The sequence below is a fragment of the Novosphingobium sp. DS6-6 genome (assembly GCF_057784975.1).
Window position 1 is genome coordinate 34,926 of sequence record NZ_JBYNTS010000011.1, and the last position, 12,084, is coordinate 47,009.

12 protein-coding genes are annotated in these 12,084 nt (G+C 67.4%); 7 read left to right on the top strand and 5 right to left on the bottom strand.

The genetic code is table 11. The annotated features are described in order from the left end of the window. Positions 1 to 14: 14 nt before the first annotated feature. The 5 genes from AC3EDY_RS13030 to AC3EDY_RS13050 all read left to right on the top strand — a co-directional run bounded on the left by AC3EDY_RS13030 (position 15) and on the right by AC3EDY_RS13050 (position 5,127). The gene (locus AC3EDY_RS13030) at positions 15 to 974 is read left to right on the top strand and encodes an ABC transporter substrate-binding protein (RefSeq protein ID WP_488572932.1); all 960 of its coding nucleotides are present in this window, start codon (positions 15 to 17) and stop codon (positions 972 to 974) included. 3 nt (positions 975 to 977) lie between these two features. After that, entirely contained in the window at positions 978 to 2,150 is a 1,173-nt protein-coding gene (locus AC3EDY_RS13035) for an acyl-CoA dehydrogenase family protein (protein ID WP_488572933.1), read from the top strand. Beyond that, on the top strand, positions 2,147 to 3,112 hold the full coding sequence (locus AC3EDY_RS13040; protein WP_488572934.1) for an NAD(P)-dependent oxidoreductase: 966 nt from the start codon (positions 2,147 to 2,149) through the stop codon (positions 3,110 to 3,112). Before AC3EDY_RS13035 ends, AC3EDY_RS13040 begins: the two co-directional genes overlap by 4 nt. 101 nt (positions 3,113 to 3,213) lie before the next feature. Further along, positions 3,214 to 4,299, top strand: a complete 1,086-nt coding sequence (locus AC3EDY_RS13045; protein WP_488572935.1) for an LLM class flavin-dependent oxidoreductase — start codon at positions 3,214 to 3,216, stop codon at positions 4,297 to 4,299. A 15-nt stretch (positions 4,300 to 4,314) separates the two neighbouring features. Continuing rightward, on the top strand, positions 4,315 to 5,127 hold the full coding sequence (locus AC3EDY_RS13050) for a class II aldolase/adducin family protein (RefSeq protein ID WP_488572936.1): 813 nt from the start codon (positions 4,315 to 4,317) through the stop codon (positions 5,125 to 5,127). Here the strand turns inward: AC3EDY_RS13050 and AC3EDY_RS13055 are convergent. The 5 genes from AC3EDY_RS13055 to AC3EDY_RS13075 all read right to left on the bottom strand — a co-directional run bounded on the left by AC3EDY_RS13055 (position 5,124) and on the right by AC3EDY_RS13075 (position 10,157). Continuing rightward, positions 5,124 to 6,506, bottom strand: coding sequence for an FAD/NAD(P)-binding protein (locus tag AC3EDY_RS13055; protein WP_488572937.1), 1,383 nt, complete (start codon positions 6,504 to 6,506; stop codon positions 5,124 to 5,126). The genes AC3EDY_RS13050 and AC3EDY_RS13055 overlap by 4 nt on opposite strands. Before the next feature lie 106 nt (positions 6,507 to 6,612). Then, complete coding sequence (locus AC3EDY_RS13060) at positions 6,613 to 7,872, bottom strand: rhodanese-like domain-containing protein (protein ID WP_488572938.1); 1,260 nt, start codon at positions 7,870 to 7,872, stop codon at positions 6,613 to 6,615. Continuing rightward, complete coding sequence (locus AC3EDY_RS13065; protein ID WP_488572996.1) at positions 7,869 to 8,465, bottom strand: cysteine dioxygenase family protein; 597 nt, start codon at positions 8,463 to 8,465, stop codon at positions 7,869 to 7,871. The genes AC3EDY_RS13060 and AC3EDY_RS13065 overlap by 4 nt, the downstream gene beginning before the upstream one ends. Before the next feature lie 59 nt (positions 8,466 to 8,524). After that, on the bottom strand, positions 8,525 to 9,313 hold the full coding sequence (locus AC3EDY_RS13070) for an ABC transporter ATP-binding protein (protein WP_488572939.1): 789 nt from the start codon (positions 9,311 to 9,313) through the stop codon (positions 8,525 to 8,527). A gap of 40 nt (positions 9,314 to 9,353) precedes the next feature. After that, the gene (locus tag AC3EDY_RS13075; RefSeq protein WP_488572940.1) at positions 9,354 to 10,157 is read right to left on the bottom strand and encodes an ABC transporter permease; all 804 of its coding nucleotides are present in this window, start codon (positions 10,155 to 10,157) and stop codon (positions 9,354 to 9,356) included. A gap of 265 nt (positions 10,158 to 10,422) precedes the next feature. On the opposite strand from AC3EDY_RS13075, the gene AC3EDY_RS13080 reads away from it, so the two are divergent. After that, complete coding sequence (locus AC3EDY_RS13080) at positions 10,423 to 11,256, top strand: LysR substrate-binding domain-containing protein (RefSeq protein ID WP_488572941.1); 834 nt, start codon at positions 10,423 to 10,425, stop codon at positions 11,254 to 11,256. Positions 11,257 to 11,354: 98 nt separating this feature from the next. Further along, entirely contained in the window at positions 11,355 to 12,032 is a 678-nt protein-coding gene (locus AC3EDY_RS13085) for a peroxiredoxin-like family protein (protein ID WP_488572942.1), read from the top strand. Positions 12,033 to 12,084: the final 52 nt, after the last annotated feature.

Sequence of the window (12,084 nt, forward strand, 5' to 3'; positions counted from 1 at the left end):
CCTCGGGTGCTGACATGGCCCGCCGTACGTTCATCGCCGGCACCGCTGCCGCGCTCCTGGCCGGCTGTTCGGGTACGGCCAGGGCCGCCGCACTGCGCGTGGCGATCACCGGCAAAGGAGAAACCGACAACCGTGCCATTTTCGCCGCCGCCGGCATCGCGCCTGATTTTCCGGTGCATTATGCGGAATTCGAGTCCGGCCACCTGGTGGTCGAGGCGCTCAATTCCGGCGCGATCGACATCGGCGGGATGAGCGAGATCCCGCCCGTCTTCGCGGCGGCCTCCACCGTGCAGAGCTTTCGCCAGATCGCCGTCTATCACGGCGACGTCAACAACCAGGTGGTGCTCGTGCCGCAAGGCTCGCCCCTGCGCACCCTGGCCGATCTGAAAGGCAAGCGGGTCGGCTATGTGCGGGCCACCACCACGCAATACTTTCTTATCCGCATGCTCGAGTCCGTCGGCCTTGGCTGGGGCGATATCGAGCCGGTGGCAATGACCGTGGCCGATGGCGCGGCCGCGTTCGGCAACGGATCGCTCGATGCCTGGGCAATCTACGGCTTTTCGATCCAGCGCGCCCTGGCCACTCAGGGTGCGCGCGTCCTGCGTACGGCACAGGGCTTTCTTTCGGGCAACTATATCCTCGCCGCGCATCGCGATGCCATTGCCGATGCCCAGCGCGCCGATTGGATCGCGCGCTATCTGCGGCTCACCCAGCAAGGCTATGCCTGGACGGCGGCCAACCAATCCACCTGGGCCGGCAAGGTGGCCGAGGCGATCGGCGTGCCGGTGGCCTATGTCAGAGACCAGTTCAGCCGGCGCAGCGATCCCTTCACGCTGCGCCGCGTCACCGACGCAGCCATCGTTTCGCAGCAAGAGGTGGCCGATGTCTTCAGCAAAGCCGGCCTGATCGGCCGCCGCGTGGATATGCGCCCCTTGTGGGACAACCGTTTCAACCCCCAGATCAAGGAGGCGTGAGCCATGGCCACGCATGCGCTGACTGCCGATCACCCCGACCTTTCCGGCCCCGCGCTCGATCGCCTCACGCGCGAGCTTGCCCATCGTGCCCAGGATTACGATCGCGATCCGCGCTTCCCGCGCGAAAATTTCGATATCCTGGCGCGCGAGGGGCTGATCGGCCTGACGGTCGACCGACGGCTGGGCGGGGCCGGGGCCGGCTTCGTCGATGCTCTGCGCGTTCTGGGTGCGGTCGCCAAGGGTGAGCCTTCGACGGCGCTGATCCTGTTCATGACCTATGCGTTCCATGCCGCCCCGGAAAAAAACCGCCGCTGGGACCGCGCGCTCTACGAGCGCCTGGCACGCGAGGCCGTGGCCGGCCGCGGCCTGGTCGGCACGTTGCGGGTGGAGCCGGACCTGGGCACCCCGGTGCGCGGCGGCCTGCCCGATACGGTGGCGCGGCGTTCGGCCGATGGCTGGCGACTTTCGGGCGAAAAGATCTATTCCACCGGGTCAACCGGGCTTGACTGGTTCGCGGTATGGGCCAGGACGGACGAAATCCCGCTGCGGCTGGGCCTGTTCCTGGTGCGTCCCGATAGCGCAGGCATCACCATCGTTCCCGAATGGGATCACCTGGGAATGCGCGCCACGGTCAGCCACAAAGTGGTCTTTGCCGACACTCCCGTGCCGCCGGCCCTGGCGGTGGATCTGCGCGCGCCCGACGAATGGGCGCCCCGGCCCGATGACGATGTCAGCGCGTTGCTGTGGAACGCCCTGGCCATCGCCACCATCTATGACGGCGTTGCGCGGGCGGCGCGCGATTGGCTGGCCGGCTATCTCCATGCGCGCAAGCCGGCCAATCTGGGCGCGGCACTGGCCACCCTGCCGCGCGTGCAGGAAAAATTCGGCCAGATCGAAAGTCTGCTCCTGACCAATCGGGTCCTGATCGAAACGGCCGCGCGCGCCGCCGATGCGGGGCTGCCGCCTTCGCCCACCGAGGCCAACCTGATCAAGCACCTGGCCAATGCCAATGCCATTCAGGCGGTGGAGATCGGGCTGGAACTTACCGGCAATCCGGGGATCAGCCGCAACAATCCGCTCGAACGCCATTATCGCGACGTGCTGTGCAGCCGCATCCATTCGCCGCAGGCCGATACCGTGCTCGTCGCGGCGGGGCGCGCGGGGCTCGCCCGATGAGCGCGGGCTTCGGCGGTCTGGTCATCGCCAGCCAGCTCGAACCGGAATTCAACGCCGCGATTGCCGATCATCCGCTGCGCCCGCGCGTGATCGTGGCGCCCGAGGACGAACCGTGGCGTGCGGCGGCCGATGCGGATGTCTTGCTCGTGCGGCCGCATCCGTCGTGGGCGCCAGTCCGTGCCGTGCCGGCGCCGCCGGTCTGGTCCGGCCGCTTGCGCTGGGTCTGCGCCACGACCGCCGGCATCGATTTCTATCCGCCCTGGCTGCTCGATGCGCCGCTGGTCAGTTGCGCGCGCGGTATCGCCTCGGAGGAAATCGCCGATTACGTGATTGCCGCGATCTATCGCCAGGCCAAGGACCTTGACAGCGTGGTGGCGCGCGGACCGGCCGATTGGTGCAGCACGCCGACGGGCCAGGTGCTGGGCAGCACGATCGGCCTTGTCGGTTTTGGCGCGATCGGCCAGGCCGTCGCGCGCCGTGCCCTGGCCTTGGGCGCGCGGGTGGTGGCGGTGCGGCGCAGCGGCGCACCGCCCGATGGCGTGCCGGGCGTCGAACTCGTCGGCCGCGTGGAAGACGTGGTGGCACAGGCGGACCATATCGTTCTGGCCGTGCCGGCAACGGCGCAGACGCGGCACATGATCGATGCCACGCTGCTGGCCCGGACCAGGGCCGGTGCGCATCTGATCAACGTGGCACGCGGCAGCGTGGTGGATCAGGCGGCGCTGCTCGAAGCGCTCGATCGCGGGCATCTGGGTTTTGCCACGCTCGACGTGACCGAGCCCGAACCCCTGCCCGCCGGGCATCGGCTCTACAGCCATCCGCGCGTGCGGCTGACCCCGCATCTTTCCTCCAACTATACGGTGGCGCGCAAGAAGCTGCTGGACAAGGTTCTGGGTGACATCACCCGCTTTGCCCAGGGCCAGCCGCCCAGCGATGTGGTCGATACCACGCGGGGCTATTGAGCGCTGCTTGAGCACAATCAATAGGTTGCTGCCAGAACTCAATTGCCATGGTTGAGAAACGGGCAGAGACCAAGGCAATATCCAACGGAAAGGGCAAGGCCATGACGATCCGGTTCATCGGCTATATCGGGTTCAACAACACCTCCGAGATCCACGGCACCCCGCGCCGCGTGCTCGATCGCGCCTATGTCGAGGACGCGGCCCGCGCGCAGGAAGCCGGCGGGTTTGACCGGGTGCTGATCCCGTTCGGTTCCAATTCGCCCGAAAGCCAGATCGTGGCTGCGCATGCCGCGGCGCTGACCAGGCGGCTGGGATTCCTGGTGGCGCACCGGCCGGGCTTTACCCAGCCCACGCTGGCCGCGCGCCAGCTGGCCACGCTCGATCAGCTTTCGGGTGGCCGCGTGGCCGTGCATATCATCACCGGCGGCGCCGACGAGGAAATGGCCCGCGATGGTGATGTCGGTCACACCAAGGCCGAACGCTATGCCCGCACCGACGAATATCTCGACGTGCTCAAGCAGGAATGGAACGCCACCGTTCCATTCGATCACAAGGGCCGCTTCTATGAAGTGCGCCAGGGGATCAGCGCGATCCGGCCGGCCAATCTGCCGGTTTTCTTCGGCGGCTCATCGCCCGAGGCGATCGCCGTTGCTGGCCGCCATGCCGATGTCTATGCGTTGTGGGGCGAAACCCAGGCGCAGGTTGCCGATGCCGTGCGCCAGGTGCGCCATGCCGCGGCGGGCCACGGGCGCAAGCCGGGCTTTTCGCTGTCGCTGCGCCCGGTGATCGCCGATACAGAGGAGGCCGCCTGGGCCAAGGCGCGGGACATCGAAGAGCAGGTCCGCGCCGTGCGCGAGGCCGCCGGCCTGCCCACCAGCGGCCATCGTCCGCCCAATGCCGGGTCGCTGCGGCTGCTCGAAACCGCCACGGGCAACCGCCGCGATGCCCGGCTGTGGACCGGCGTCGCCGCGCTTACCGGCGCGCAGGGCAACAGCACCGGCCTGGTCGGAACGCCCGAACAGGTGGCCGACGCCATGCTGTCTTACGCCGATCTGGGGATTGACCATTTCCTCATCCGCGGCTTCGATCCGCTGGGCGATGCGATTGCCTATGGCCAGCATCTGATTCCGCTGGTCCATGCCAAGCATGCCGCCCGCCAGGCACGCCCGGTGGCGCTGGCCGGTTGAAGGAACCGACTCATCATGGCCACCGTTCTCGATCGCCTCGTCGCGGAAAATCGTGATGGCCCCGACGGCATCGCCGCCGCCGAATGGGCCGTGCGGACAGACCTTGCCGCCTTCTATCGCATCGCCGCGATCTATGATTACGATGATTTCCTCTATACCCACGTCACCGCGCGCGTGCCCGGCCCGGACGCCCATTTCCTGATCAACCCGTTCGGTCTGGCGTTTGACGAAATCACCGCGTCGAGCCTGGTCAAGGTCGATCTTGACGGCAACGTGATCGGGGAGAGCGAATACGGTATCAACTATGCCGGTTACGTGATCCATTCGGCGATCCATGCGGCACGTCCCGATGCCCACTGGATCGCCCATTTCCACACGCGCGACGGCATGGGCGCCTCGGCCCACAAGGACGGCCTGCTGCCGTTGTCGCAGCGCGCGCTCTACATCATCCCGCGTCTTGCCTACCATGACTACGAAGGCGTGGCACTGAACCTTGACGAGCGGGAACGGCTCGTTGCCGATCTGGGCGACAAGCAGTTCATGCTGTTGCGCAACCACGGAACGCTGGCCGTGGGCCGTACCCCGGGCGACGCCTGGGCCGCGATCTATGGGCTGGAAGAAGCCTGTTCGGTGCAAGTGGCCGCTCTTGCCGGCGGGCGGGACAACGTGCTTCTGGCGCCGGCCGCGGCGCAGGAAGAGGCTTTGCGGCAGATATCCGCCCGGCCGGCCGCCGCCAAGGCTGCCGAGGGGCGCAAACCGCACCATCAGCTGGCTTGGGAGGCCGTGCTGCGCCGCGTGGGCCGCGATCTCCCCGGCTACGACGTCTAGGCGGCGACGACGGCGGTGGCGGCGGCCGCCGCCGGTGCCAGGGCAAGATGATCGGCCAGGCGCTGTGCCTGCAGGCGGATATCGGGCACCGCCACCATTTCCCAGCTCAGGCCTTTCGACAACGCGCCCATGGCATGGATGGCCAGCGGGGCGTGTCCGTGCACATCGCGCAGCCGCCACTGCGCATCCACGTCAAGCCCCAGATGAAGCGGGCAGGAGCGTGCTAGCCCCGCCGTCAGCAGCGCGCGCAGCAAGGGATCGCGGCTCTGCGTGGGATCGCTGCCGGGGCCGGTACAGACCACGACGTGATCGACCGCAAGGTGCGCCAGATCGTCGCGGCCGCGCGGGCGCCACTGCGCCAGCAGCCCGCCATGGCTGCGGCGTTCCACCCGGGCCAGGCTGCCGGCGACCACATCGAGCCGCCCGCCCAGGCGCAGCGCCTCGATCCTTTGCGCGATCGCCGGGGCCATGCGGTGGCGGTGCACATCCCACCAGGGGCGGGCGTGGCGCAGGAAACGCGCCTGCGCCGCGGCATCGTGGGCCTGCCACAGGGCATGGGTATGCGGGCGCAGCTCGTCGATCGCATGGCGCCAGCCCACTGCCCGCGCCCGGTCGCGAATATGGCGCAGCAAGGCGCTGCCGCGCGCGGCGGGCATCGGCTGCGGGGTAACCGCCGGGCCGCTGGCCGCATGCGCGCGGGGCACCAGGCCGCGCCGCGATAGCGCCACGATCGGCCCGCGATGGCCGCGCGCTTCAAGCGACTGGATCACGTCGATCGCCGTAAGCCCGGTGCCCAGCAGCAGGACGCCGGCATCGGGCGCAATCGCATCGAGCGCCCCGGGCGCCCATGGATCGGGCAGGGCCAGCGGCGCTGCCAGGCCTGCCAGCGCGCGGTGGCGCTGCGGCGGCAGATTGCCCTGGGCCAGAACGACCGCCCGGGCATGAACGCTCGCTCCATCGTCGAGCGTCACGCGCAGCGTGCTGTCAGCCTGGGGGCACAGATTCCGCGCGCCGGCAATGACGATGGCCAGGCGATCGGGCATCGTGGCCCGCGCGGTGGCAAGCAGGCTGGCGATATAGGCGCCATACGTGGCGCGGGGGGCAAAGCGGTTGGCGGCATCGGCCTCCGCATGGCCCAGCCAGCGCAGGAAATGACCGGGATCGTCGGGAAACGCACTCATGTTGCCGGCACGCACATTGAGCAGATGGTGCGGTCCACAGGCGCCATATGCCAGACCGTGCGCCAGTGCCTGCGGATCGCGCTCCACGATCACCACGCGCGAACCGCGCCGGGCCAGATGGATTGCCAGCAGCGTGCCGCTGAATCCGCCGCCGATGATCGCTACAGGCAAGTCATGGAACGCAAAGGAATTTGCCATAACTCAACTTTCAAGGTTGAATTTAGGCTGACAAGTTTTGCCTCAGGGGTCAATAGCCAATCTTTAAAGCGTGGCCGCTTCGTGACGGACGCGGCGCGCCCTTTTGCTAAATCACGAAAAAGCCGTGCGTTCCGTCGCGGCGCAATTGGTCGACCAGGCCGAATTCCCAGTCGAGGTAGGCCTGCATGGCCGCTGCGGCATTGTCGGTGCCTTCATAGGGACGCTTGTACCGGCCTTGCGGCCCGCGCGGTGTCGGCGCGCCATCAGGGCCGGTTTCCAGGACGGCGTCCTGCGGCCAATCCAGTACGGCCACCTCCCAGCCCAGTTGCGCCAGCCAGGATGCCGTCATGTCGGCGCGCGGGCCGATATCGTCGGCAAGGACGATGCGCGCGCCGCGCACGGGGGCGAAATGATCGGTTTCCTGTACCAGTTGCCCACCCTGCGCATTGCGGAATCCAGACAGATGGCCGGTGGCATAATCCTCGGGCAGGCGTACGTCATAGAGGTACAGCGTACGGGTCGCATCGGCGCGCAGGTGTGCCAGTTCGTTAAAGCGGATATGCCTTACGCCGGCGCGATAGGCGACATCGCGGGCGCGGGCGCGGGCCTCGTCGGTCCAGCTTTCGGCCGGCTCGGGCAATGGCGCGCGGCGTTGCTGCCCGGTCTCCAGGCTCTGACCCGCCAGAGTCCAGCCGATCGTGCCGTTGCGCAGGGCATAGATGCGGTTGGGCAGCCCGGCATTGATCAGCGATTGCGTGCCGATGATCGAGCGGGTGCGCCCGGCGCAGTTGACGATGATCGTGGTATCGGGATCGGGCGCCACGGCCGGTGCGCGCAGCACGAGTTCGGCGCCCGGTGTGCTGATCCCGCCCGGAATGCTCATCGTCGCATATTCGTCGAACCGGCGCGCGTCGAGAACGGCGATATCGGCTTTCTCTTCGATCAGCGCGGCCACGTCGGGCGCCGGCAGCGATGGCGTGTGGCGGTAATGCTCCACCAGTTCGCCAAAGGCCTTGGAATAGGAATTGACGTCCTCGAACAGTTCGTATCCCTGCGCACGCCAGCCGGCGAGGCCGCCTTCAAGCGCGGAAACCGCCGTGAAACCAAGGTTTTCCAGGATTTCGAGTGCCGGTTCGACCAGCCCTTCGCCGTCATCGTAAACCACCACCGGCACATCCTGGCGGGGCAGGCGCCAGCGCGCTTCGATTGCCAGCCGGCGCAGCGGGATCTGCGCGGCGAACAGCGGGTGGCCCAGGGCGAACACGGCTTCCTCGCGCAGATCGACAAGCGCGATTTCCTGCCGGGCAAGCAAGGCCTGGCGTATGGCCGCGGCCGTCGTGGCGCGCACGCTGGTCAAGGTGCTCATGGATTTTCCGAACGGTCCCACAGGTTGGGCGTGAAGGCGCTGGCATAACCCGAGACGAAGCGGCGGGCCGTGCCGTCGAGCGCATAGGTCGCGCGCTCGACCGCGCCGATGTTGGCGCCATAGACATGGATCGAAACAGACGGGCCATCGGCGCTGGCGTTGCTCACGCGGTGAATGTCGCCTTGGCGCGGGCTCAGCGCTTCCACCGCGCCGGCGCGCAGGATTTCGGCGTCCCCGTCCGGCCTGAGACTGCCATCGGCCTGGCGGACGAAGCGTTCGGACCGTTCCGCACCGCGCAGCACGCCCACCAGGCCCCAGGTGCGATGATCGTGGATCGGCGTGCCCTGGCCCGGCGCCCACACGAACGAGACGACGCTGAAGCGTTCGCGGCTGTCGCAATGAAGCAGATATTGCTGATAGCGATCGGGATGGGGTACGGCAAAGGCGGGCGGCAGCCAGTCATCCTGGGCAACCAGACGGGACAGCAGCTTGGCCCCTGTCTGCAAGATCTCGGTTTCATCGCGCGTGGCGTTGAGCAGTTCGGCAAGGCTGGTCACGAAACCGCGCAACCGGGCGATCCCGGCGCGTGGCACTGCCGGGCTCGCCGGCTGCGGCAGGGCAATGGGGGCAATGGCCTGCGTCGCCACGGGCCTCAGGCTCCGGTCGCGGTCTGTGGAAAGGGAATGACGTGATCGGCCAGCGGCTGTGTTCCACCCAGGATGCCGAGCAGCTTGGCCTTGAGCGAATGCGTCAGTTCACCGCGCGCGCCGCGGGCAATGCCGATGCGTTCCTGCGCCGCGATGCGGCCGCCATCGAGCACGAGAATGCGATCGGCCAGCGCCACGGCCTCGTCCACATCATGCGTGACCATCAGCACCGCGCAGCCATGCGCGCGCCATAACGCCAGCACCAGTTCGTGCATGCGCAGGCGGGTCAGCGCGTCGAGCGCGGCGAAAGGCTCGTCGAGCAGCAGCAGTTCCGGTTCGCGCACCAGCGCGCGCGCCAGGGCAACGCGTTGCGCTTCGCCGCCCGACAGCGTCAGCGGCCAGGCATCCAAGCGATGGCCAAGGCCCACTTCCTTGAGCGCGTGCTGCGCGCGGGCGCGAATATCCGCGCCTTTCAGGCCCAGCGCGACATTGCGCCAGACCTTTTTCCACGGCAGCAGGCGCGCATCCTGAAAGACCACCGCGCGCGCCGCGGGAACCGACACGTCCTGCCCCTCGGCGCCGTCGAGCCCGGCCAGCGTGCGCAGCAGCGTGGTCTTGCCCGAGCCCGAGCGGCCGAGCAGCGCGACGAACTCGCCGGGCTGGATCGTCAGTTCCAGCCCTTCGATCACGGTCACGTCGCCGAACCGGCGGGTGAAGTTCGACAGGCGGACGATGGGCCGGGCCGCGGGTGCGGGAACTGCATCTTGGGCAAGGAACCGGAGGCGGGCGTCCATGGGTCTTACTCCTTGAAGCGACAGGGGGAAGGCGGGCCGGTCAGGCTTTGACCAGGGAGGGGCGCCAGACGAGCGCGCGGCGCTCGATCGTGCGGACCAGCGCATCGGCACCCAGACCCAGCACGGCGTAGACCATCAGGCACACCACGATGATGTCGGTGCGCAGGAAATCGCGGGCATTGTTGATGAGATAGCCAAGCCCGGCCGAGGCGTTTATCTGTTCGGCCACTACCAGAACGAGGATGGCTAGAGACAGCGAATAGCGCAGGCCGACCAGCAATGCAGGCAGGGCGCCGGGCAGGATGACATGCCAGATCAGTTCAGCCTGGCCGAGGCCGAAGCTGCGCGCCCCTTCCAGCAGGCGCACATCGACCCCGCGAATGCCGCTGTAGAGGTTGAGATAGACCGGGAACATCGATGCAAAGGCGATCAGGGCAACCTTGGGAGTTTCGCCGATGCCGAACCAGACGATGAACAACGGCGTGAGCGCCAGCGTGGGGATCGTGCGCTTGATCTGCATGATGGGATCGACCATCGCCTCGCCCTGGCGTGAAAGTCCGGCCAGCAAGGCCAGAACCACGCCCACGGATACGCCGATCGCCAGGCCGAACCCCACCCGCCAGAACGAAACCAGAAGGTTCTGCGGCAATTCGCCGGAAACGAGCATGGTCCACAAAGTGGCGATCACGGCCGATGGCGCGGCCAGCGTGCGTTCGGGGATGATTCCGGAACGCGATGCAAGCTCCCACGCGCCCAGCAGGCCGAGCGGGGACGACCAGCGCGAGCGGCCGAGCCGCCCGATCAGGGCAGGCGGTGCAATGCGGACGGAAACGCGGTTGGGCATGGTGGCAGACCTGAATGGCGGAATCTTGCTGACAGCAGAACCTGCATTGTCTATTCAATCAATTGAGTTTTGATCCCCATTCATTTGCAGCGCTCATAGATGGCGGCCAAGCGAAGCATTTCGGCGGGGAACCGCGCCGACAAACACTTCCTTTAGCATTTTAAATGTCTACTATTTTGATAGATAAAATAGGTGGCTGTAGCTGTGAGGAATTGCCTGCCCTTTCCAACTTGCCCGCCCCTTCCAACTTGTCCGATGGTGCCTCATGCCGGTCAACCTGCCCACCAACCTGCTGCGCAGCTTCGTTGCCATCGTCGATACCGGTTCGATGCTCAACGCCTCGGAAAAGGTGTTCGTCACCCAGTCGGCACTCAGCCTGCAGATCAAGCGCCTGGAAGAACTGCTGCAGCAGGCGCTGTTCCACCGTGATGGCCGGCGTCTTACTTTGACTCCGGCGGGCGAACTCATGCTCGATTACGCGCGCAAGGTATTGACGTTGCATGACGAAGCCGTCGCGGCGGTGAGCGCTGGCCAATACAACGGCCCGGCGCGGATCGGGATGGTGCAGGATTTCGCCGAGCTGCTGCTTTCGGGCCTGCTGGCGCAGTTTGCCGAACTGCATCCCGAGGCGCAGATCTATTCGCGCATCGCGGGTACGGCCGAACTGCTCGGCCAGCTCGAGCGGCGCCAGCTTGACATCGTGCTGGGTTATGGTCTGCCCAGCGACGAAAACGCCGTGGCCACGGCCGACATGGCCTGGTTCGGCGAGGCGGGCCTTGCCGGGCGCGAAGTTATTCCGCTGGCCGTGCTCGAGCAGCCCTGCCGCTTCCGCGAGGCGGCGATCCGCGCGCTGGAGGATATCGGCCGCACTTATCGCATCACCGTGGAAACGCCCAACCTGACGACCCTGCGCGCGGCAGTGCAGGCCGGGCTGGGGCTGACCGTGCGCACGCCGCTGTTTTTGCCCGATGCCCTGCTCGACAGTGGCCCGCTGCCCGCGCTCCCGCGTGTCTCGTGCATTCTCCAGACCGCCGGCGCGCTCGATGCTGCCACGGCGCGGCTCGCCGAACTGGCGCGGCAAACCGTGGCCACGCTGTAGTATTGCAAAGTCTCATGCATGGCGGCGCTGATCTCGATGGTCGGCACAAAGCGGCAGGTCTAGCGGTCGAAGCGGAACCTCAGCACAGGAATGCGATCATGACCCAGCCCGCTAGCCTTGCCCAACGCTTTGCCGATCTTGCCGCCGAGCGCGCGCGGACCTGGGCGCCCGAGCAGCTGGCCCGCAATGCCGAACAGCGGCGCCTGCTGGTGGAACGGCATGATCCGTCTCGCCACCCGGCGCCCGGCACGCGGCTGGCGCCATTCCGCCTGGTGGACGCGCAAGGGGAGACGCAGGACAGCGACGCCCTCCTTGCGGATGGCCCCGCCGTGCTGATCTTCTTCCGCTTTGGCGGCTGCCCGGCCTGCAACATCGCGTTGCCCTATTATGACGAGGCCTTGCGGCCCAGGCTCGACGCGGCGGGTATTCGCCTTCTGGCCGTCAGCCCGCAGATCCCGGTCGATACGGGGCCGAAAGAGCGCCATGGCCTGCGTTTCCCCACGTTTGCCGATCCCGGTTATGCCCTGGCGCGGCAGCTCGGTATCACGTTCTTTCCCGATGACCAGCCGGCGGTGGCCCCGGGCGCGCCGTGGATCGGGGCGACGCTGGGCACGCATAGTTATGAGATGACTCAGCCGGCCGTGGCGATCGTGGCGCCCGATCGCACTTTGCGCTTCCTTGCGGTAAGCCCCGACTGGCTCGACCGGCCAGAGGCCGAGACCATCCTGGCGCAGCTACCCGAGACACGGATAGACGTGGCCGCGACCGCAGGCTGAACGGCGCGGCGCGGGGTGGCGAGCGTTCCGGACGGCCCGCTGCCCATCGCGG